17 protein-coding genes are annotated in these 21,545 nt (G+C 62.9%); 5 read left to right on the forward strand and 12 right to left on the reverse strand.

The window, feature by feature from the left end; all coding sequences use genetic code 11:
* The 11 genes from VMX79_05095 to VMX79_05145 form a co-directional block, all read right to left on the reverse strand.
* Positions 1-1,380, reverse strand: a complete 1,380-nt coding sequence (locus VMX79_05095) for a TonB family protein (GenBank protein HUV86469.1) — start codon at positions 1,378-1,380, stop codon at positions 1-3.
* 106 nt (positions 1,381-1,486) lie between these two features.
* Entirely contained in the window at positions 1,487-2,803 is a 1,317-nt protein-coding gene (locus VMX79_05100; GenBank protein ID HUV86470.1) for an AgmX/PglI C-terminal domain-containing protein, read from the reverse strand.
* 33 nt (positions 2,804-2,836) lie between these two features.
* A complete protein-coding gene (locus tag VMX79_05105; protein HUV86471.1) occupies positions 2,837-3,376 on the reverse strand; it encodes a biopolymer transporter ExbD in 540 nt (179 codons plus the stop codon).
* Between the two features lie 30 nt (positions 3,377-3,406).
* A complete protein-coding gene (locus VMX79_05110) occupies positions 3,407-3,880 on the reverse strand; it encodes a biopolymer transporter ExbD (protein ID HUV86472.1) in 474 nt (157 codons plus the stop codon).
* A gap of 35 nt (positions 3,881-3,915) precedes the next feature.
* A complete protein-coding gene (locus tag VMX79_05115) occupies positions 3,916-4,554 on the reverse strand; it encodes a MotA/TolQ/ExbB proton channel family protein (GenBank protein ID HUV86473.1) in 639 nt (212 codons plus the stop codon).
* A 75-nt stretch (positions 4,555-4,629) separates the two neighbouring features.
* Positions 4,630-5,157, reverse strand: coding sequence for a hypothetical protein (locus VMX79_05120; GenBank protein HUV86474.1), 528 nt, complete (start codon positions 5,155-5,157; stop codon positions 4,630-4,632).
* Between the two features lie 54 nt (positions 5,158-5,211).
* Positions 5,212-9,519 (reverse strand): tetratricopeptide repeat protein, encoded by a 4,308-nt coding sequence (locus VMX79_05125; GenBank protein HUV86475.1) that lies wholly within the window; start codon positions 9,517-9,519, stop codon positions 5,212-5,214.
* A gap of 70 nt (positions 9,520-9,589) precedes the next feature.
* Positions 9,590-11,509 carry a tetratricopeptide repeat protein gene (locus VMX79_05130; GenBank protein ID HUV86476.1) on the reverse strand — a complete coding sequence of 640 codons (1,920 nt, stop codon included), beginning with the start codon at positions 11,507-11,509 and terminating at the stop codon, positions 9,590-9,592.
* A 63-nt stretch (positions 11,510-11,572) separates the two neighbouring features.
* Positions 11,573-12,601: a hypothetical protein gene (locus tag VMX79_05135; GenBank protein HUV86477.1), complete on the reverse strand. Its 1,029-nt coding sequence runs from the start codon at positions 12,599-12,601 to the stop codon at positions 11,573-11,575.
* A 128-nt stretch (positions 12,602-12,729) separates the two neighbouring features.
* Positions 12,730-13,998 carry a UDP-N-acetylglucosamine 1-carboxyvinyltransferase gene (gene murA / locus VMX79_05140; protein HUV86478.1) on the reverse strand — a complete coding sequence of 423 codons (1,269 nt, stop codon included), beginning with the start codon at positions 13,996-13,998 and terminating at the stop codon, positions 12,730-12,732.
* Positions 13,999-14,010: 12 nt separating this feature from the next.
* A complete protein-coding gene (locus VMX79_05145) occupies positions 14,011-15,888 on the reverse strand; it encodes a glycosyltransferase family 39 protein (GenBank protein HUV86479.1) in 1,878 nt (625 codons plus the stop codon).
* A gap of 132 nt (positions 15,889-16,020) precedes the next feature.
* Here VMX79_05145 and VMX79_05150 point away from each other — a divergent pair, with 132 nt between their 5' ends.
* From VMX79_05150 to VMX79_05170, 5 genes are all read left to right on the forward strand, one after another.
* Positions 16,021-16,410 (forward strand): hypothetical protein, encoded by a 390-nt coding sequence (locus tag VMX79_05150; protein ID HUV86480.1) that lies wholly within the window; start codon positions 16,021-16,023, stop codon positions 16,408-16,410.
* 4 nt (positions 16,411-16,414) lie between these two features.
* Positions 16,415-17,101, forward strand: a complete 687-nt coding sequence (locus VMX79_05155; GenBank protein HUV86481.1) for a polysaccharide biosynthesis/export family protein — start codon at positions 16,415-16,417, stop codon at positions 17,099-17,101.
* 11 nt (positions 17,102-17,112) lie between these two features.
* Entirely contained in the window at positions 17,113-17,838 is a 726-nt protein-coding gene (locus VMX79_05160) for an NAD-dependent deacylase (GenBank protein ID HUV86482.1), read from the forward strand.
* 233 nt (positions 17,839-18,071) lie between these two features.
* On the forward strand, positions 18,072-19,139 hold the full coding sequence (locus VMX79_05165; protein HUV86483.1) for a cytochrome c peroxidase: 1,068 nt from the start codon (positions 18,072-18,074) through the stop codon (positions 19,137-19,139).
* Positions 19,140-19,150: 11 nt separating this feature from the next.
* The gene (locus VMX79_05170; GenBank protein HUV86484.1) at positions 19,151-20,434 is read left to right on the forward strand and encodes a hypothetical protein; all 1,284 of its coding nucleotides are present in this window, start codon (positions 19,151-19,153) and stop codon (positions 20,432-20,434) included.
* A 160-nt stretch (positions 20,435-20,594) separates the two neighbouring features.
* On the opposite strand, the gene VMX79_05175 is transcribed toward VMX79_05170, so the two are convergent.
* On the reverse strand, positions 20,595-21,416 hold the full coding sequence (locus VMX79_05175) for a hypothetical protein (GenBank protein HUV86485.1): 822 nt from the start codon (positions 21,414-21,416) through the stop codon (positions 20,595-20,597).
* Positions 21,417-21,545 lie beyond the last annotated feature (129 nt).

Consider the following 21,545-nt stretch of genomic DNA (forward strand, 5'->3'; position numbering starts at 1 on the left):
TTACGCGCCCGCCGAGAAGAATACGAACGGGTACACGACCGTGACGTCCCCCGCGTCTATGGGCGGGAAGCGCCACGTCATTATGCGGCCGCACACCTCTTGCTCCATGGCGGGATTACCCATCGTAGACGAGACGACCGAACACGCCGTTACGGCGCCGGAAGCGGCGATGGTAAACCGGACGACGATCTTCCCCTCCATCGTCGGGTTAGTCTTGAGGTACTTCTTGTAGATGTACTCGATGCCCGCCTTGCGCTGGTTCACGATGCGAGCTATGACGGCACTGGAGCGCAGGCTGTTGGTGGCTGCGGCGCCGGTAATGCCCGGCGGCGCAACCCGCACCCGGCCCTTCTTGATCTCGGTGCGGCCGACCCTCTTCGCCGTGCCGGCGAGCAAACCGAGGCCGGTACCGCCGCCGCCCAGGCCCAGCCCCGGCCCTCCGGGGCCGAAACCTCCGCCCGTCCCGCGACCCACCGTCCCGGAACCGCCGGTCTTAAGGCCCGCAATGTTGCCCGCTATAATGTCGAGGTCGCCGCCGGAGCCCATGAGGTCCGCCACCGAACCGTCGGAGCCCATGCTGGTAATAAGGCCGACGACGCCGACCGAGGCGTAGTCCTCGCCGCCCTGGCCGCCGCCCCCGCCGCCGCCTCCGCCGCCGGTGGTACCGGTACCGGGAGCGGATATGATTTCTTCCGATTCGACGAGCGGCTCGAGCGGGACCTCTATCGGCTTATCCACCACCAGTTTGGCAACGCGACTCAGTACCTCCGCGGGCCGCACTTCCTCCGGCTCGGGGACTTCCACGAAGCTCGCCGTGGTAATTACCAGGATATTGACGAGGAACATCGTCACCAGCGTCTTCAGGTAATTGCGGTCGTCGACGCGAGACAGGTCGCGGCGCGCTTCCTTACGCCACGCGGGCATAACGGCGCGCTCGCGCTTTTCGGCCCCCTTGCCGACATCCTCCAGCTCCTCGCTCTCCTTCTCCAGACGGGCCTCTTCGACTTGCTCGCGGATCTGTTTGAGGAAGTAGGGGCTTAAAAACGAAACTTCTCCCGCCCGGGCCCAACGCCTTTCGTCCTCGAGCCAAATGAAATCCATGGCGTTAAACCGGCCCTCGCTTATAAGCCGAACGACCTCGTCCAGGTCCATGGGGCCGATGGTATCGGAACCTATGCGGACGTGGTAGCTCACGTCCTTCTTCCCCAACGCCGCGTTCAAGAAGCCAAGCTCGGCGGCCCGAACCCACCCGCTCCGCTCCGGCTCCCAAACGTAATCGTCGCCGGTCAGCCGACCGTCTCGTACCCACCGGGTAACTTCCTCCGGCGCGAGCGGCCCGTAATTCTTCCCGTCAACGTGTATGAACAATTTTCCGGCCATATCTTTGATTGGCCCGGCCCGTTACAGGGCCCGTTTATGCCACCTCTTTTACCTTTTCCCGGGCCGCCGGGCGGCGGCCCGCGGGGGCCGCCGCCCGACGCGTAATTTACACTTCCGAGGCCACGAAGACGAACGGATAAACTACCGTCACGCTCCCCGTTTTAACGGGCGGGAACCGCCAACTACGTATCCGGGAGAGGATGGAACCCGAAAGCGCCGGGGAATTCAGGGTATTGGTGATAATGCTGGCGCTACCCACCGAACCGTCCGCCGTTATGTTGAAGCGGACCGTTATCTTGCCGCTGCCCAACGTCGGGTTCTTCTTAAGAGCGGAGTTGTACGCGTTCTGGATGCCCACCAGGTGGCGACGGATTACGCTCGCGATGACCTGGGGCGACCGGTTGGCCTCGCCCGCGGCTTCGCCGCCCACCGACGATATCGTCCCCGAAACGGAGACCATCTTCTTCGTCAGCTTGCCGCCGGGGCCGCGGCCGGCGTAACCGCCGCCCAGGCCCGCGATACCATCCATGCCGCCGCCCAGGCCGGTGCCGCCGGCGCCGCCGGCGCCCAGGCCGCCGCCCAACGCGCCGCCGCCGGCCGAGCCGCGTAAGCCGCCCAGGCGGTTGGCTATGCTGTCCAGGTCGCCGGAAGAACCGCCGGCGCCCAAGAGGTCCGCGATGGACCTACCCGAGCCGGTACCGAGCGTCGTAATCGCCGCGACGACGCCGGTCGTAGGGATACCCTCGCCGACGCTGCCGCCGCCACCGCGGCCACCGCCGCCGGTCCCTACGCCTTCGCCTTCGGCCTCGGTAACTATACCGACGCCCGTAGCCTCCGGGATCTCGAGTTTCGTCACGCGGCTAACGAGGTCCTCGACCTTGAAGCCCCTTTCCTCGATCTGAGCGTACTGCGAGCCGACCATGAAGGCCACCAATATGGCCCCTACCACGGCTAAGACCCGGTAGTAACGCACATTATCAGAGTCGAACCAAGTCCCGGTAGCCTCGTAACCGGGGCCGCGTTTGGGAACGACGACTTCCTTCGCCGAAAGCGGGGGCCGGTACGTGAACTCGAACGTAAGGCCGTCGGCCTCGACGTGCCCGGAACGGCCGCGTTGTATCGGGACGACGTACCGTCCGGCCTCGCGTTTTAAAAGGCCCAACGTCTTAAGATGCCCGAACGAGAGCATCTCGCCGTCGCCGCCGATTTCGCCGCGGTAATTTTCGGCCAACAACAATTCCGCGTCGCCGCTTTTGCCGATGCGGAATAAAACCGCGGATTTTTTACCACCGGCCGTAATTACGTGGTCGGTGCGGGCCCCACCAATCGTCAGCCTATCCTCGACGTCGAAATCCTTCAGGACTCTACCGTCGCAGATAACGCGGAGCCCCAAGACTTGCTTCTTTGCTTTAACTGCAACCACCTTCGCAATCACCTCCTTTCGTCCGGATTCGACCTAACGGTTTTTGAGAACGGCCAGCGAAATTTCGCCGTACTCCGCCCGGCCGCAGGTGTACATCACCCGTTTGAGCAATTCGAAGGTTATCAGCTTGTCGCCTTGGATGATGACCTCGCCGCGGAACTCCTTACTTTCGTCCAGCTCGGCGATGGCCCGCTTCAAGTCGGCTATGCGCACCATCTCTTCGTAAAGGCCGTCGATGACGAGGTCGGGGTCCTTCAGCGCTTCGTCCGCGCCGGCGACCTTCCTGCCCTCGACGACGATGGACTTGTTCGTTACGGCGACGATGACCGATTGCGTGGGCTTATTCTCCACCCGCGCTTCGGGGAGCGTCAGGTCCGGCGCGATCGACATAATGTCGCCTTCGGCCGAGAAGTTCTGGAAAAGGAAAACGACCAGGATGACGAAAGTATCAATGAGCGAAACGAGCATAAGGCGGGCTTCCCTCTTGCGCCCTTCCTCGGCCCGCTCCTTCATCCGCACGTTCAGGCGGCCCAGCGTTCCTTTCTCTTGTATTTTGCTCGCCTGTTTGGCCATGTCTCACCTACTTTCCGCGCGGGTAAACGTTTACTGCGTGATTTGGCCCGATAACGCGATGTCCGGGAAACCTTCCACAACGCATACGTCCATCGCATGGATGATGTTGTCGTAAACTATCTCCGGTTCCGAGATAATGATTATCGACTGTTGGTCGCCGTACTCCTTCTTGACGTCCTTGAGTGTTTCGGTCAACTTATCCCAGTCGAACTTGTCTCTCTTCTTGGGGATGAGCGGCAATATTGCGCCCGCGCCGCCGACGCGCAATCCCTCGTCCGTTATTATCAGCGAGAGGTTGAGTTCGCCGGCCTGGGGCGTCATCGCGCTCTCTCCCGTGGGTCCCGTTGTGGTCGGTAGCGAGATCTCGATTACCGCGGTTTGGAGAAGCGACGCCGACATCAACAAAAAGCAGCAGCACACCACCAACATGTCGATGAACGGCACGAGCTCCGGGTCTTCCCAAACTTCGCGGCGCTTTATCCTCTTCTTGGGAGCGAATGCCAAAGGCCATCAACTCCTTACGTTACGCTCGGCCGAAATTACAGCTTGCCTTCGTATTCCGCCAGCGCGTTGATGATGGGGACCATGCTGGCGTCGATGTCGTTGTTGATGCGCGTCACCCGGCCCTGGAGCATGCCGTATACGACCAGCGACGGGATGGCGACGATCAGGCCGAAGGCGGTGCAGTTCATGGCTTCCGAAATACCCTCGGAAAGCATCGTCGCCTTCTCGGCCGCGGAAGCGCCACCCAGCGCGGCGAAGGTCTTGATCAGGCCCGTAATGGTCCCCAGCAGGCCCAATAGAACGGCGACGTTGCCCAGCATGGCCAGGTAGGGCGTCCTCTTGTCGAGACGGGGCAGCTCCGAAAGGCTGGCCTCGTCCACCGCGTCCTGCACGTCGCGCATGCTGCCGCCGGCCGCGGACAACGCCGCCCGCGTGATGCGGTAGAGCGCCGCGTCGGAACGGTTCGACAGCGCCTTGGCCTGTTCGACCTTCCCCTGTTTAATCATGTTGAGTACTTCGCGCGTGAACCGCTCGGCGTTGACGTTCGACTTTATGAAGACGAACCATACGCGCTCGATAATAATCGAAATCGCGAATATGCCCGTGACGAGGATGGGATGCATCCCCCAGCCGCCGGCGCGATAGTGCTCCGCTAAGAAATTGAAAGCTTCCATACCTTACGTACTCCTTTCGTTAACCTTCACCCGTCGACTCGACCTCGTCTTGCGCCCGCGAGCGAAGCGGTTTTCTCACTTCGCGGCCCGGGCGCGGCCACGGTCGATTAAAACCAATATCAAGGCCGCGGTGGCGGCGGCGCCCGCGCTTACGCCGTAAACCTTAACCTGGGCCCACTCCTCGTTATATGCCTGATATCCGGCCGCGGCACCGGTAGTGGCCGCGGTAGCGACCGCCATCCAAAGGAGCGGGTTCTTGACGTAGTCGAACTTGGATTCCTTGATCGCGCGCTCGAACTCTTCCTTGTCGATAGGCCGCAGGATGTCGTCCCAGAAGTCGCGGGCGAAGCGAACCGTCTTGAAGTCGGGCTGCTGGCGCTTGATGAAAAGCGCGACCGGCCTCTCGAGCCGCCCCTCGATGACGACCTCTTTGAACACGTACTCCCCCTCTGCGGTGCGCTCGGCCTCGACGCCTGCCTCTTCCTTGATCTCGGCCTTGCCTTCCCCGCCCGCCTCCTCCTGGGCTAAAGCGGGCGCCCAACCGAAAGCCAACGCCGCTATAATTATAACCGCAAAACCCTTTGTTGGCAAGTTTTTCAGCATTTTTTTAGACCCCCGTCAGGGGAACTCGGTTACGGGCAACCTGCCGCTTCTAAGCTAGAACTCCTCGCCCAGCGGCTCCTCTTCGGCCTCCGTCTCGGCGTCGAATTCCTCCGGCGTCCCGACGGCCTCGAAGTCTATCTCGCCGCTGGTCTCAACTTCATAACCTGCGCCCTCACCTTCGCCGGGCACCGGCAGCGCCTCTTCCTCGCCTTCGCCGGGGGCCGGCAGCGTTTCTGCTTCACTTTCGCCGGGGGCTTCGAGTTCGCCTTCCGTAGGCGTGCCGGCCTCGGGAGTAGGTTCTTCCGGCGTAGGTCCGGCTTCCTCGAGCGACGGCGCTTCCTCTACCGGCGTAGGCGTCGGTTCGCCGAACTCCTCCTCCGTCGTCGGCGCGCCGAACTCGCCGCCGGTCTCGCCGAACTCGGCCTCCTCACCCGGCACCACCGGCAGTTCGCCTTCGCCCTCGGGCGCCGCCCACTCCTCCATCGGCATCTCGCCCTCTTCGGGCTGAGCGCCGCCGAATTCCTCGGGCAGGCCCGTCTCCTCGAACGCCGGCTCGGGCGAGGGGAAGCCGCCCTCCGGCACGAGGGCGAAGTTGAGGCCGTACGAGTCGTCGCGCTCGCGCGTGACCTCGACGCACACGACGTTGTCGCCGAGGTGGAGGGCGCTCGAGACGTCGTACGTATCCGGCTTGACCCACGGGTTTTCGGCGTAAACGTCGGTTTGGCCTATCAGCGTCCCGTTGACGTAGAGTTTGTAGGGGCCGCGGCTCTGGATGACGGCCTCGTAATTCGCCGGGTCGTAGGTGAAGGAGAAACTCTTGCGGAAGTAAACGGTTTCGTCCGCGGGGCCGCCCCAAATGGTCGTCGGTTCGCCCGGGACGCGGGCGACCACCTTCTCCTCGTCCTTCTCGCGCCAGCCGCTCGTGCCGGCGGGGGCCCACATAGCGGCGTCGTAATTGGCGTCGAGCCAACCGTCCTCGTAGACGTTGGACACGACCCAACCCGTGTCGCTGGTGAAGCCCTGCATGCCTACGTCCTCGTACTTGACGACTTCGTACGGCCGGATGAGCAGGAGCTGGTTGTAGGCCTTGCGCGACCACTCGGAGTCAACCCGGGCCGCCTCGGCCACGTTGACCGCCTCGCCGTACTCCATTACGGCCTTCTCTTCCAACGGTATCGCCTGCTCCTCGAGGCCGGCGGTATAATCGTAATAGGCGTTCTCGAGGAGGGGCTTACGCGGGTCGTCGTCGGGTAGCGCCTCCCAGTATTCGGGCTGGAGCTCTTGGGGTATCTCGGCGTTGCGCAGCGTATCGCGGAAGGAGAGGTAGACGTCGGCCATGCGGCAGTGGGCGGCCACCGCCCACTTCGGGACGCCCAGGCCGGCGACGTCGGTGTAGCCGGCGATGAGGTCCTGAGACTGCTTGACCTTCTTCTGGAGGTTGGCCTCCATCACCTTCTGCGGCATTACGAACTGGATCTCCGCGTAGTCGTCGAACTTGGCGTCGGTGACTTTAAACTCCGCCTCTGCGACGTACTTCTCGGTCCCGCCGATATCGAAGCCCTGCTCGGACGAAACTTTATATATGGCGACGACTTCCTTATGACGCTCGAGGGCTTCGGCCTCGCGGCCGAGCTTCTCCTCGGCGCGGGCCTGGCGGAAGGTCGCCTCGAGGCGCGGTTGGGCCTCTTCGGGGTATTCCTCCACGAACCGGGCGAAGGTATTGGCGGCGCGCGTCCAATCTCCCTGCTGCTCGTACATCAGGCCGGCGCGGAACAGCGAATCCCGACCCAGGGCGGTGGTCTTGTATTCGGGGTATTCGGCGATTTGCATGTAAGCCGCGGCGGCGGCGCCCCAATCCTCTTTCCGCTCGTAACACTCCGCGGCTTTCTCGTACGCCATCTTGAGGTCGTCGGCCTTGGGGTACTCCTTTATATACTCCGTGTACACGCGGGCCGCGTTGTCCCAGTCGCGGATCTTATAGTAGGTATCGGCGGCTTTACCGAGGCTCAGCCGGCCGACGTCGGCCCCCTTGTGGTCGGCGGCGTTGGCCTCGTACGCCTGGGCTTCGGCCTGCTTGGCCGCGAACGCCGAGGCTTCAATGGGCGGTAGGGCCGGATATATGACGACGAAGTCTTCGTATTCGGCTTCCTCGAGAAGATCCGGCTCGATGGTGGGCTCCTCGATGGCTTCGATGGCGATGCCGGCGCCCTTCATCTCCGCGGCCTTGAGGCCCGTCAAGCCGGACAGGCTCTTGGCGCGCTCGCTCGTTTCGCTGACGCCCCGGTCCTTGGCCTCGCGCTCGGTCCGGGCGTACCACTGTTTAGCCAGGGCGTAGTTGTCCTCGGCCGTTTCGTACGCGCCGGCCTTCTCGTAAAACTCCGCCTCGTTGAAGTACGACTTCGCGATGCCCTCGGCGGCGTTCACGTAAAGCTGGTTGTGGTCCTTTTGCTTTTCGGCGTCGAGGGCGGTGGGGTACCTGTCGACCAGCTTGCCGTACGCCTCGCGCGCGCGATCGTAGTCGTAGACGTAGAAATACACCTCGCCCACCTTCGAGAGAACCGTCGGCACCTCGGAGCTTTCGGGGTACTTGTCGACGAAGGCGTTGCAGGCGCGGACGAGGTTGGCCTCGTTCAAGGTCAGCGATTGCACCGGCATCTCGATGGGGCCGTAGGTTACGAGGCCGTTGGTAGCCTCGGCGCCGGCCGCCGCCGGGGGCTCGGGCGCGGTTTTCTCCTCCTTGGAGCTCTCGACGTCTCCCTGGAAGATCTCGTCGTACGAGACTATGGCGCTGTAGAGAGATAGTTTCTGGGTGAACTTCTCGTCCCACTTTTCTATCTTGTACCGTTCGCGGTCGGTGTAGCCCAGCGCCGTCTTCTGGTACTGGTCGCCCGCGTTCGCGAAATCGCCAGCGTTGAAATAGGATTCGGCCAGATAGAAATTAACGTGGTACGCCTTCTCGTTGGTGGGGAAAGAGGCCAGGTACTGGTTGTAGCGGTTGATAGCCTCCCGGTAAAGCTCTTTCGCTTCCTCGGGATGGGTCCCGATCTTGCTCTCTGCCTGCATGTTGAAGTAAACCGCGACCCCGTAAAGCGCGTTCTCCCAACGCTGCAGCGCCTTGTGGCGGACGTCGAGGTCTTCCTGGTTCTCGTACCACGCCGAGCCCGGGCCGTAGCCGTCGACGATGCGGACACGGGTCGTGTGGGCATTATCGTAATCCTCCTCGCGGAGGTAGCACTCCACCAGCGAGTCCAGCACCTCGGGCGCGCGGTCATAGTCGGGGTAGTACTCCAGTACCGCCTCGTAGGCCGTAGCCGCGGCCTTCAGCTTATCCTGCCTGTAGAGGTAGACGTCGCCCAATTCTTGCAGAACTTCGGGCGAATAGTCGCGTTCCTTGCCGCCGCGGAACTCTTCGCCGTAGTGGCCTACGGCCTTCGCGATGGCGGTCTCGTCGTTGGGGTCGCTCGACCACTCGGTCAGCGAGATGGCGGCAAACTCCATCGCCTCTTCGGTCAACACCGACTGCCTCCCGGAACTCTCGATAAGTTCGGTGAAGGCGTCGATGGCCTTCTGGTACTCGATAGAGGAGATGCCGATGTCGCCCTGGTTGTAGAACGCCCACCCCATCTTGTAGAGGGCCTTATCGTAGAAGTCGGGGTTGGTATCGGGGACCAGCGCGTAATACTTCACGGCCTTGTCGAACTCGTACTGGTCGAAGAAGTATTCGCCGATGCGGAAGTACGCCTCGGGCACGAACTTGGATTCGGGGTAAAGCTGGGTGAGCTTGTAGAGGGTCCGCGCGGCCTCTTCATCTTCGAATTGGGCTTTGAGGCAGTAACCCAGGCCGTAATAGGCCACGTCGGCGTACGGGAAATCCTTGTACTTGAGCGCGATCTGCTGGTAGGCGGCGATGGTCTTCTCGTAGTGAGGTTCGGGCTCGGGCTCGGTGAATATCTCTCCCCCTTCGCCCGCGGTCTCGAGGCGCAACTGGTAGTCGTCGAGCGCCGTGACGTGTTCCTCCTCGGAGCGCTCGAGGTAGAGCTCGCCCAGCGCAATAAGGACGTCCGGCGTATACGGGCTTATGGGATACTTGCCCACGAACTCCTCGTACTTCCGGACGGCCTCGTTGCGCCGCTGGCGCTCCTCGGTGGCGAGCTTACCGGTTTTGCCCATCCGCTCGGACTCCAGCTCGTCGAGCTCCTGCTGGCGCTCGGCGATCTTCTCCTGGAGTTCCTCGATAGCCACGTCTTCCTTGGCTATGGAGTCCTCGCGGGTGATGACTATTTCTTTGGGCTTGCAGCCGACCGCGGCAAAAATACAAATCGCGGCCGCCGCCAACGCGCCGCTGTACTTATTAGCATTCATATATATCACCCTGGTTTAGACCGGCCGCGCGCCGATATCTTTTAACCGGCGGGGCGGCTTGCAAGGGTTTTTATTCCTCGAATTCCTCGCCGCTCTCGGCCCCCGGCTCCGGCAGCTCCTCCTCGACGGCTTCGCCGGCGCCGCTTTCTTCAGCGCCCTCGGCCGCTCCGCCCTCTTCGCCGGACGCCTCTTCAGGCGGCGTTTCAGCGGGAGCCTCCTCGGGCGTTATTTCCTCGGGCGGCGTTTCGGCGGGAGCCTTCTCGGGCGTTATTTCCTCGGGCGGCGTTTCGGCGGGAGCTTCCTCCGGCGCGAGCCCCGGTTCGCCCTCGCCCGCCCCGGGCGTTACGGTCGGCGCGGGCGACACGTACGTGGGCCGGTAGACGCCGGTCTCGCCGGGTTCGGCGGAAGTCTGTTCGGATATGACGTTGTACTTCTGGATCTCGCGCCGGTATATTTGCTCGGGCGTCTCGAGCTGTTCGTCCTTCTGGCCTATTATGATCTGTTCCTTGCGGAGCTCGTGGATGTGGACCTCTTTCTCGAAGCGCGTCTTCTCTTCGCGTATGGCTCCCAGTTTCTCGACCATTACCTCGTCGTACGATAAGAGCTCCTTCTCCACCTCCTGGGCTCCGCGGAAGGAGATAGTCGCGAGGCCGTAATCAGCACCCAGCATAACGTTGCCGCCGGTGATGGAGCGGCCGGTGAACCAGAGCTCGAGGTCGTTGAGGTCTTCGACCAGGCGGTTGACCTCCTGCTGCTCGAGCCGGACCTGCGCCTGAACGTCGGAGCGGCTTTTCTCCTTGGCGATTTTATTGAGCTCCTGGAGGGCGGTACTTACGCGTTTGACGTTCTCGACTTCGGCGATGATGCCTTCCAGGATCTTGGCCACCTGGGGGTCGCCGGCGAATTCCGCGGCGAGCGAGAAGTTATTGACGACGTACTCGTACGTATTTATGGCCTGGTCGTATTTACCTTGCCCCAGATAACAATGCGCCAGCGTCAGCCACGCTTCGGCGTAGACTTCCGACCCCTCCATATGGTCGGTGATGCGTTTCATCAGGCCCCCGGCGCGCCGGAAATGGCCGTCGGCCTTGCCCTCGTCCTCCTCCTGCTCGGCGCGTTTGACTTCGACCCAACCCAGGCCGAATACGGCGTTGTCGTAATTGGCCGAGTCCCGGCTCGAGACGTTGTTGAATTCGTCCTCGGCCTCGTCGTACCGCCCGGCCTGGTAATGGAGCTGGCCGAGGGTAACGTGGGCTTTACCCGCCAGCGTGCGGCCGAGCGGGGACTTGTGTTTAATGCGGAAAATATTCTCGAGCTGGCCTATAGCCCTTTCGACGCCTTTCTCGAGGTCGTTGTCGCGCATCCCCTCGCGGAGGTAACAGAGCGCGAGCGAATATTGGCCGAAGCCGTAGTATTCGCTCTCGTTGGGGATGTCCGTAAACGTCCTCTTAGCGTTTTCGAAATCGTTTATACTGTAGAACGCTAGGCCCGCGAAATACCGGGCGCCGTCGACGTCGGGCGAGTTGGGGTAATTCCGGATGAGCTGTTCGTAGTAACCCACCGCGGCGTTGTAGCGCTCCATCTTCAAACTCGAGAGCTCGAGGCGGTATAGCGAGCGCGGTACGTATTCCGTTTGGGGGAAATTTTTTAGGATGCGGTTGAAGGCCGAAGCGGCGTCGGTATACATGCCGGCCTGGTAATAAGCCTCCCCCATCATGAAGGTCGCGCGGTCGACTTTGGAGAAAGAGGGGTAGAGGAGGACGACTTCCTTGAATTTCACCGCGGCGTCGTAGTATTTCTCGCCCTTGAAAAGGCGGTACGCGCGTTCGTAGGCCGTGGAAGCCAGCGCCTCGAACTCCTTGAACTTCTTACCCTTGCGGAGTTCTTCGGCGTATTCGCCGGTGATTTCGTCCGCAGCCCCCACGCGGCCTACGAAAGCGAAAGTCACCACGACTAGCGCGACAGCGGCTATACCTACCTTGCTTGGCATAATCATGTATCCGATAATATCGAACCGCCGCGTTTACGCGTAGCGCGGCCGGCCGGCGAAAATCTACGGCCCCATCAATTCTTCGCGGATCTCTTCGACGCGCTGCTCCAAGATCTCACGGCGTTGACGCGCTTGTTTGAGCCTCTCCTCGGCGCGCTTGAGCCGCGAGCGCAGCGCGCGCAGCCGCTCGGTCTCGGCCTTGCGGTAGAGCGGCCCTACGTAAAATTGGACCGCGATGCCGCCTTTGGGCGAGTCGTACTCGTCGTCGTACGTAATCCCGTGCGGGTACGCGGGGGAAGGTTTGGTGGAGGTAGTAGGCGCGCCCCACCACGCCTCCTCCAACTCCGAGACGTAGGGCGTGACTACGAAGCCCCACGGCAACTTGAACCTGGCGCCCAGATTCAGGTCGCGGCCGTCGACTTCTCCGATTATGGAGATCCTCTCGTCGAGGAAGTGGTATTCCACGGACCCGAACATCCCCTGCCACGGTTTCGAATGCGGCCAGCGGGGGTCCGTCCCCTGGAAGCGCGCGGCGCCGACGCCGGCGTTGATCGTTATGGGCACGCGTATGATGTTGCGCATGTTTTTGCTGGCGACGATGTAATAAGCATTGTCCTGGCGGTCCCGGTCGGAATACCAGGCCGAGTTCTCGCCGTACGGGCCTATGTCGTGGTCGCCTCCGACGTTGAAAATGCCGGCCGCTACCGCGGGCCACCGGGAGCTTTCCTTCTTAATCAACACCTTGGCGTTCCCGACGTACTTGTCGGGGGTATACTCTCTGACGCCGAGCTCAAGCCGCCCGAATAGCCCGATCTGGAAGAAGGCGTCCAGCTCCCTCAGGTTCTTATTTATTTCCGGATAATACCACTTGCCCTGATCGTTCTTCAGAGGGTCGCGTCTGTAGGACGTGATCTCGCCGGCCGTAACGGCATAACTGGAGACGCCGATGTTGAATTGCGTGTTCTCCATAACGTACGCGTTGGGGGTATCGAGCACGCCGTTCTGAACATCCACGCCCGCCAGCGCCGGTACCGCCGCTACGCCGACGATACAAATCGCCGGCGCGATACGTATTCCCGTTAAACAGCCCATAACGTTAGTCTTTCGCTTTGGAATTAAAAGATTCCTTTACAAACCACCTTTAACATTATAGTCGTTAAACCGCCAAGTGTCAAGCCAAAAAACCCGACATTATCCGAAAACCCGCCGTCATCGGGGCCCTATTCTTCTTCCACCCGGCGAATGGAGGCGCCCAGCGACGTGAGCTTATCTTCCAAGCCCTCGTAGCCGCGGTCGACGTGGTACACGCGGCGTACGTTCGTCTCCCCCTCCGCGGCCAGACCGGCTAAGACCAAAGCCGCCCCCGCCCGCAGGTCCGCCGCCATAACGAACGCCCCGTATAACCGGTGGACGCCGTTGATGACGGCCGTCGGCGGCGTAACCTCCAGGTGGGCACCCAAGCGTATGAGCTCGGGCGCGTGGTTGAACCGGTCGGGGTAAATCCCCTCTACGACGACGCTCCGGCCCGACGCCAGGCTCAGCAGCGCCGTCATTTGCGGCTGCAGGTCCGTAGGGAAGTCCGGGTAAGGGCCGGTCCTTATCTCCAACGGAGCTACCGGGAGCGCACTTCTAGCGGTAAGGCCGCCGTCCGAAACCTCCAACGCCACGCCCGCTTCCCGCATTTTCTCGCTAAACAGGCCCAAGTATTCGGCGTCGGCCCCCTCCACCGTTACGTCGCCGCCGGTTATGGCGCCGGCGAGCAGGTACGTCGCGGCCTCGATCTGGTCCGCCATCACGTCGTACTCACAGGGCTCGAGGCCGCCCACCCCCGTCACCGTAATTTCGGCGGAACCGGCGCCCTCGATCCGCGCGCCCATCGCGTTTAACATGTTCACGAGGTCGACGGTCTCCGGTTCGCGGGCGGCGTCTTCGATAACGGTAACGCCGTCGGCCAACGCCGCCGCCATCATTAAATTCGCGGTCGCGCCCCGGCTCGGGCCCGCCGGGCCGCTCAAGTTCACGCGCTTACCTTTAAGCACCGCGGCACGGGCCACGATGTAACCGCCCTTCAATTCCACCGCGGCGCCCAACTCCCGGATGGCTTTGATATGGAGGTCTACCGGCCGCGGGCCGAACGCGCACCCGCCGGGCAGCGATACCTCCGCCCGGCGGAAACGTCCCACCAACGGCCCCAACACCGCGATCGACGCCCGCATGCGCCGGACCAGGTCGTACGGGGCGACGTATTTATTCACGCCCCGGGTGTCGACGGCCAAAACGTGCCGTCCGTCCCACTCGACCGTCGCGCCCAAGGCACGCAAAACCCCCGCCATGGTCTCGATGTCGGACAGGCGCGGGACGTTGCGCAGCGTCGTCTCGCCGTCGGCCAAAAGCGCCGCGGCCATCATCGGCAAGCAGGCGTTTTTCGACCCCTGGGCCGTCACCGTGCCCCGCAAAGGACGGCCGCCCTCGATAACGAACTTATCCATAGTCGAACCTCTTCACATCCAACGGGGGTCGGAGTAGCCGAAGAACCCGCGGAAAAAAGGCCGGTGCATTACCAAGTCCGTAAAACGCTCCCGCCACCGGTCCTTCGACGGCTCGAGCCAAAGCGCGCGGCGGTAGTGGGCTATCGCCGAATTCCTGTCGCCGCGCCGGTAATAAATTTCGGCCACCCTGGTGTAGGGCCAAGACTCGTGCGGGTACCGGCGGACGTAATCCCCGGCGAGCCGCAAAGCCCTTTCGTATTCGCCGCGCCCGGCGTACAAGTTAGCGAGCTCGAAAGTCGCGGCTTCGTTACGCTTTTCGACGGCCAGCGCGTTCTCGAAATATCCCGACGCGACTTTACCGCGGCCGGCGCGCAACGCGTGCTTGCCGAGGGCGTTCGCCATTACCTCGGGCGGTACGCCGACCAAATCCCCGGGAAGCTTCTCGTACAATTCCGCGGCGCTGCCGTGCGACGAGTCGTGGTACAAAACGTCCACCCCTCTAAGGCGGAACGAGACCGTAGCCGGGAAACGCTCCAGGAGCTCGCCCGTGAACTCGCCGTCGGTACACACGACGAAGACGCGCGGCCACCGCTCGAGCGTCTTATAGATGCGCGGGCGCGGCTTCGCCATCGCGCCGGGGCCGCCTTGCGTTTTGGTATAGAAATTGTAACAGTCGAGGTTGCGGTAAGGCCACACCAGCACCTTGGTCTGCCAGTTCCGATTCCGGTTCACTAACGCTACCGCCCCCCTGAAATCCTGAACCGGCGTCCCGTACAGCACGCGCAAAGCTACGACGTCGTCGGCGACGGCCCGGGCAACCCCCGCCGCCAATACGACCGCCAGCGCCGCGGCGCCGAAACTCCGTCGCGACGCGGCCGCTATCCATTTCGCCCAAGCTACGAAGCCGAACGCCGCCACCGCCATCGCCGCCGGGAACGCGAAGTACGAGAACCGCGGGTTCCAATATTGGGTCGTAAATCTTATTACTACCACCGGCAAGAGCACCGGCAATACGACCAAGGCCAGCGCCGCGGTCCCGGCGAAGGCGCCCGCGCGGCGCCATATGGATGCCGCCCCCACGGCCCAGGCGCCCAGGAAAAGGACGTTGGCCGCCGCCCGGCCCCAACCCGCGACCGCGAAAGCGCCCCACAACAACGACGGCGTCACCGCCATCTCGCCGCCCGGGAAGCGGTCGCGGTCGTACAACGCCTTCCCAAAGGCGGGCCAGGCCGCGGCGACGGCGGCGCACGTCGCGACAACCAACAGCGCGAAGATTACCGCGTAACGGCCCGTCGCGCTGACGCGGCGCGGCCGGAGCGCCGGCAACCACCCGAGCGCCGCTACGGCGACAAGGGTCGCTATCACGATGGCCGCGAAGTAGTGACTATAGAGGGCGAGCGCGGCGAAGACGGCATACAACGGAAACCAGACGTACTTCCGGCCGCCCCGAAAGGCGAAGAGGAAGCAGGCGGATGCCGCCGCCGCGAAAAACATCGCCGGCGCGTACGGCCGTGCGTCGTGGGCGAAATATACGAAAGAAGGTGAAAACGCCGCCAGCGCGCCGGCCAGCGCCCCGACGCGCGCGTCCCCCCACGCGGCCGCCGCCGCGAAGATGAATACCAGCGACGACGCCGACGCCAGCGCCGCCGGCAACCTTAACGACCACTCCGACAGGCCGAACGCTCTCCTGCTCCAGTGCTCCGCGAGCGCGGTTGCCGGCGGGTGGGAGTCCATCTTGCGAGCGGCCAAGATATCGGCCGCGCTACGCAAGTCGGCGACGCGGGCGCCGGTAATTTCGTCATACCAAAGGCTGTGGACGCCGAGGCGGTAAAAGCTCGTCGCCGTGCCCGCAGCGAGAACTAATACCAGCGCCGCTCCCGCGCCGCTCAACTTTATCCGCCGAGCCGGCCTCGCCATTGAAAGGTATATTAAGGCACCGCCCCGCGGGTGTCAAGCAAAAGGCTATTCTCCCGCTTGACGAGACCCGCCCGGTTATTGTAGAATTAGGCGGAAGGTGGCGATATGGTGCAAATGGACGATATCAAGAAAACCATCGAGAAGGGCGTCAGCATCGCGAAGGAGGGCGTAACGTACGCCGCGGCTCGAGCCGAGGACCTGTCGTTGGCCGCGGCCCTCCGCCTTCGCATCTTCGCACGTCGCCGCCGCATAGAACGGTTATGCGCCGAGCTCGGCGAAAAAACTTACAAGCTATCGCTGGCGAAGGCCGACGTCGGCGCGGACGCGGCCGTGAAAAAGCACGTCAAGAAAATCGCGGCCCTCGAGCGCGAGGTCGACGGCTTGTTCAAAGAGCTCGAGAAATTTTCGCGCAAAAGCGGCGGCGCGCGAGGCCGGCCCGCGAAGAAGAAACCGACGCGCAAAGGCCCGAAGAAAGCACGCGCCTCGAGTCGGTAACGGTATGCGGAAAAAATTTTCGGTAATGCTGGGCGCGGCGCTATGCGCGGCGGCGGTCGCGGCCGAGGAACCCCCCGCGGCTGTGGCCGAAGAAGCGCTCGCGCCGGAAGGGTACGTAATCGGCGAAACGGACGTACTGAACATCCGCGTCGCCGGCGAAACCGACCTCACCGGCAACTACGCCGTCCGCCTCGACGGCAAAATCGTCTTCCCGTACGTGGGCGAGATTCGAGCCGCGGGAGTCCCTCTCCCGACGTTCAACCGCGCGCTGCGCGACGAGCTGTCGGCGTACTACAAAGACCCGCAGGTAACGGTCGAGGTCGGCGAGTACAACTCCTGCGTCATCTACGTCCTGGGAGAGGTCAAGAAGCCGGGGGTGTACAGGTTCGAAGGCCGCACGACGCTGTTGGAGACGGTGGCCGAGGCCGGCGGGTACGAGCGCAGCGCCGCCCGGGCGAGCACGATGGTGGTGCGCGCGTTCTACGCCGAACCCAAAGTCATGCGGATAGATATGGAACAGGTCATAGACGACGGCGCCATCACGCTCAACATCCCCCTAGAGAAAGGCGACGTCGTCGTCGTCCCCAAAACGTTCATCACTAACCTCAACGAATTCCTCACCGATATATCGCCGTCGCTGTCGGCGTACCTGCGCGTAAACTCGGTATACCGTACGACGTGGGAGCGTTAGCGAGCACGGCCTTGTTTACCGATAAAATAAAAGAGACCGTAGACGACGCCGGCAGCGTCGTCGTTCTTACGGGCGCCGGCGTGTCGGCGGAGTCGGGCGTCCCCACCTTCCGCGGCGAGGACGGCCTGTGGCGCAACTTCCGCGCCGAAGAGCTCGCGACGCCGGGCGCGTTCGCCCGCGACCCCAAGCTGGTGTGGGAGTGGTACCAGTGGCGCCGGGAGCTGGTCGCGGCCTGCAAGCCCAACCCGGCCCACGAGTTCATCGCACGGCTGGAGCGCGAGCACCGCGGCGACTTCCTCCTGGTGACGCAGAACGTCGACGGCCTGCACCGTCTCGCCGGCTCGAGCAAGTTGCTCGAGGTCCACGGCGACATCTGGCGGGTGCGCTGCACCTCCTGCGGCTCGAGCCGCGAGGACCGCACGCTACCCTTCCCGGAGTTGCCGCCCAAGTGCGACGAATGCGGCGGCCTGTTGCGGCCGGGGGTCGTCTGGTTCGGCGAGGCGCTGCCGGAGGAGGCGATAGGCCGGGCCTTCGCCGCGGCCAACTCGTGCGACTTGATGTTGGTCGTCGGTACGTCGGCCGTCGTCTACCCGGTGGCGTACCTGCCGCAACTCGCCAAGCGCGCCGGCGCGTACGTCGTCGAAGTCAATCCCACCGAGACGCCGCTCACGGCGCTGGCCGACGAGAGCCGGCGCGGCAAGGCGGGCGAGGTGTTAAAAAATCTATTGAAACCATAATTGTAACGCTGCGAAACGAAACGCCGGCTCTTGGGGCCGGCGTTTTTTTCGTCATACCGGTCTGAATTTCACGTCAGAGGCCACAAAACCGCGGGCCGATTTCTTCCGAAATGCCTTTAACTCAGGCGAATATATATAAGGTTATTACACATAAATAAATGCTTGACAACAAAACGATTTAGAGTTTATAATCTGGCCGCATAGGGACGTTTCTTTCTCTCCGAGGAGGTGTCATGAACAAATACTTTTTACTGGCGGGCTTGATGCTCGTGCTTTGTACGGCGGGCGCCGTACCCGGAAATAATCCGGCCTCGCCCGTAACCGCGGCGGACGCGCTCGGCGTCGGGCCCCTGCCGCTGGGGCCGCTCCCGGCGGTAACGGCTCCCGCGACTAACCCGCAAGATAACGCCAAGATATTCCTCGGCAAACAGCTTTACTTCGACCCGCGGCTCTCGGCGGACGGCACCGTAAGTTGCGCCACGTGCCACGACCCGGCCCACGGCTGGTCGGACGCGGGGCCCACCAGCGAAGGCATCGCGGGCCAAATGGGCGGCCGGCGCGCGCCGCCGGTATCGAACGCGGCATACCATCCTCTCCAATTCTGGGACGGCCGCGCCGCGAGCCTGGAGGAACAGGCCATCGGCCCGATAGCGAACCCGGTCGAGATGGGCTTTACCCACGACGCTTGCGTCGCCTGCCTCGAGGGGATACCGGCGTATGTCGGCGCCTTCCGCGACGTCTTCGGGACGCCGTATATCACCATCGAACAGGTGGGCCAGGCGATCGCGGCCTACGAGCGCACCGTCGTCACCACGGATTCGCCTTTCGACCGCTACGCCAGGGGAGAAAACTCGGCGCTTACGCCCCTGGAGCGCCAAGGCCTCGAGGTCTTCAACGGCAAGGGGCACTGCACCTCCTGCCACTGGGGCCCGAATTTCTCGGACGGCCGCTTCCATAATCTGGGCGTCCCGCAGACGGGGCCGCTCGCGAGCGACGACGGCCGCTACGAGGTGACGAAGAACCCGAAAGACAAGGGCGCGTTCAAAACCCCCACGGCGCGGGACGCGGGCGCCCGGCCGCCCTACCTGCATACCGGCGGCGAGAAAACCATCGAGGACGTAATCCGGTTCTACAACCAGGGCGGCGGCGCAAACCCGAACCTCGACCCGTTGATGGTCCCGTTGGGCCTCTCGGAACGCGAAGTCGAAGCGCTCGTGGCCTTCATCGAACACGGCCTGGCCAGCCTCAACGCCGAAGTGGCAAACGAACCCGGCATTCCCGCCGACCAACTTCCCCGGTAAAGGAGGACGATATGGGAAAAATGAATATAAGGAGCGCCGTCCTCGTCGGGGTATTGCTGCTGTCGGCCCCGGCGGCGCTGGCCATCCCGGCGTTCGCCCGGAAAACCGCGTTCAACTGCGCCATGTGCCATACGGCGTTCCCGAAGCTGAACGACTTCGGCCAGCGCTACCGCGACTCGGGTTACCAACTCCTCGGGCAAGAGGGTACCGAGAAAACGGTCTTCGACACGGCCGCGCCGCCCATCGCCCTCCGCACCACCCCGGTCGTAACGGTATACAACGCCACCCAACCGGACCAGGGCCAAGGGGAAGTTAAGGGCACGACTTCCGGCTTCAACGTAGCCGGCCTCGACCTCCTCGCCGGCGGCCTTCTCCACAAAAACATATCCGCCTTCTTCGTCTATACGCCCCGGCTGGACTTCCCCGCCGTGTACGGCGCCGTCGGCAGCGTACCCGAGCCGTCGCAGTTGGGCTCGTTGGAGTCAGCCAACGTCGTCTTCTCGAATATCGTACGCCGGGCGCTAAACGTCCGCGCCGGAAGGTTCGAACCGGCGTATTGGCCGATATCTCCCCGCCGTTCCTACTTCATTTTCCAACCCTACGAGATATACGACTTCGGCGGCGCCTCGGCCCTTCCCTACGGCGAAAACCAATTAGGCCTGGAGGCCACGGGCCACTTCCGCAACGGCTTCAAGTACGGCCTGGGCGTAGTCAACGGCACCGGCGGTTTCGCGGACAACAACGTCAACAAGGACGTATACCTTAACGTACTCAAGGTATTCGGCCCGGGCGACGGCCAAAGCTCCGGCCAGGCGGTAGGCCTCTTCGGGTACTACGGCTGGCAGCCGACGGCTTTCGACTCGCCCATCGTATCGCCGTGGGGCGAGCTGGACGGCGGCGCAAACAAGCCGGTGTATCGCCTGGGCGGCGACGTCAGCCTGAACTGGCAAACGCTCAACCTGCGCGCCCTCTACTTGCAGGGCTTCGACGACATGGCCTTCAACGCCGCCGCGCCGACCGAAGACTACAAATATTCCGGCGGCTTCGCGGAACTGGATTGGGCGACGTTGGCGAACAATAAGCTCGTCGCCGGCGTGCTGTACAACTGGGTTGCGCCTCCCTCCTCCGATGAGAGCTCGACCGTGGTCTCGTACGCCGGCCTCGCCCGCTACTACCTGGGCGACTGGAAAGCGGTGAACGTCGCGCTCCACGCCGAATACGCCTACCGGAAAACCGGTAAGGCCGACGCGGTCAAGGAGAATATAACCGGCGCCGCGATCGACGTCGCGTTCTAGATTCCAGTTTACACCCACTTAAAAGGGGAACCGGTAGCGGCTCCCCTTTTTTACATAACGGCGCGATCGACCCCCGCCGCCCGAAACGAGGCGACGGGTGCGGTAATAACCAATAAAAAAGGCCGGCGTCAAACGCCGGCCTTATCGCGTACGGGGTACCTTAGCGGAACAGAGCCTTTACCCTACCCAGGGACGCGGGCGCTACGGCGGGGATTACTTCGTTACCCAGGTCGATTTGATAGACGACGTTATTTTGGTAACCGCGCATCGCTAACGCCCAGAGCGTCGTGCCGTAGGCAGCGGGGTACCCCGGCCCGGCCGCGCCGCCGTAAAGCGAATAACCGGCCTCCTGGTTGAACGTCGCGACCAGGGACCCGGCCGGTTCGTAGACGGCGCAGATCGACCCGCCGAAGGTTATCAAATATTCGCCGGGAGCGCGCGCGAAGCCGTCGGTAGCGGCCAATTTCAAACCGTAATCGGGTACGAAGGAGCTAATGAGGCTGCCGCCGGTGTTGAACCGGTAGACGATAATGTCGCTGTCTTCGGGCCAAACGGTGACGAAATAATACGGGCTACCCGGGCGATGGGCGTAGCCGACGGTCTCGGTAAGCTCGACGTGGTCCCAACGCGCCCACGACCCGCCGGATTTCGGGTAAGTGACCACTCCGGCTTCTACGGCGAGGGTTATGTACGAGGACCCGAGGTAACTGTGGTCGGGGTCTTCGGGAACGAAACGGCAATTCTGGAAATTCGAAATCCCGACATAGCTCCCCGTCGGCGTATATTTCATGGCGTAGTGAAAAAGCGGCCCCATCATGTGGATAACGTAAACGTAGTCCGCGTCCCGGTATGCGCCGAAGGGACTATCCCCCGTTTCGGTCACCTTGAAAGAGCTTATCACGGACCCGGGCCCGGCCCAGGAACACGCGGCCACGCACGCCAAAACCCCCGCGATTGCGGTGATTCCCTTACTCGTAAGCATAGCGAACCTCCCTGTTGACTTTTACATTATAGCAAAATTATCCGTCGTGGTCAAATCCGTAATATCACGACGCGGCGGCCCGGCCCTAAACGAAACGGCCGCCTCGCGACGACCGACGCCCAATTCCCG

It is taken from the genome of bacterium (genome assembly GCA_035529855.1).
Lineage (GTDB): Bacteria > RBG-13-66-14 > B26-G2 > WVWN01 > WVWN01 > WVWN01.

Coding starts and splice junctions, on each gene's coding strand:
- VMX79_05135 (HUV86477.1), bottom strand. CDS start 12,601: ATGGGCTGTTTAACGGGAATACGTATCGCGCCGGCGATTTGTATCGTC.
- VMX79_05115 (HUV86473.1), bottom strand. CDS start 4,554: ATGGAAGCTTTCAATTTCTTAGCGGAGCACTATCGCGCCGGCGGCTGG.
- VMX79_05130 (HUV86476.1), bottom strand. CDS start 11,509: ATGCCAAGCAAGGTAGGTATAGCCGCTGTCGCGCTAGTCGTGGTGACT.
- VMX79_05120 (HUV86474.1), bottom strand. CDS start 5,157: ATGCTGAAAAACTTGCCAACAAAGGGTTTTGCGGTTATAATTATAGCG.
- VMX79_05095 (HUV86469.1), bottom strand. CDS start 1,380: ATGGCCGGAAAATTGTTCATACACGTTGACGGGAAGAATTACGGGCCG.
- VMX79_05150 (HUV86480.1), top strand. CDS start 16,021: ATGGTGCAAATGGACGATATCAAGAAAACCATCGAGAAGGGCGTCAGC.
- VMX79_05165 (HUV86483.1), top strand. CDS start 18,072: ATGAACAAATACTTTTTACTGGCGGGCTTGATGCTCGTGCTTTGTACG.
- murA (HUV86478.1), bottom strand. CDS start 13,998: ATGGATAAGTTCGTTATCGAGGGCGGCCGTCCTTTGCGGGGCACGGTG.
- VMX79_05170 (HUV86484.1), top strand. CDS start 19,151: ATGGGAAAAATGAATATAAGGAGCGCCGTCCTCGTCGGGGTATTGCTG.
- VMX79_05155 (HUV86481.1), top strand. CDS start 16,415: ATGCGGAAAAAATTTTCGGTAATGCTGGGCGCGGCGCTATGCGCGGCG.
- VMX79_05175 (HUV86485.1), bottom strand. CDS start 21,416: ATGCTTACGAGTAAGGGAATCACCGCAATCGCGGGGGTTTTGGCGTGC.
- VMX79_05105 (HUV86471.1), bottom strand. CDS start 3,376: ATGGCCAAACAGGCGAGCAAAATACAAGAGAAAGGAACGCTGGGCCGC.
- VMX79_05125 (HUV86475.1), bottom strand. CDS start 9,519: ATGAATGCTAATAAGTACAGCGGCGCGTTGGCGGCGGCCGCGATTTGT.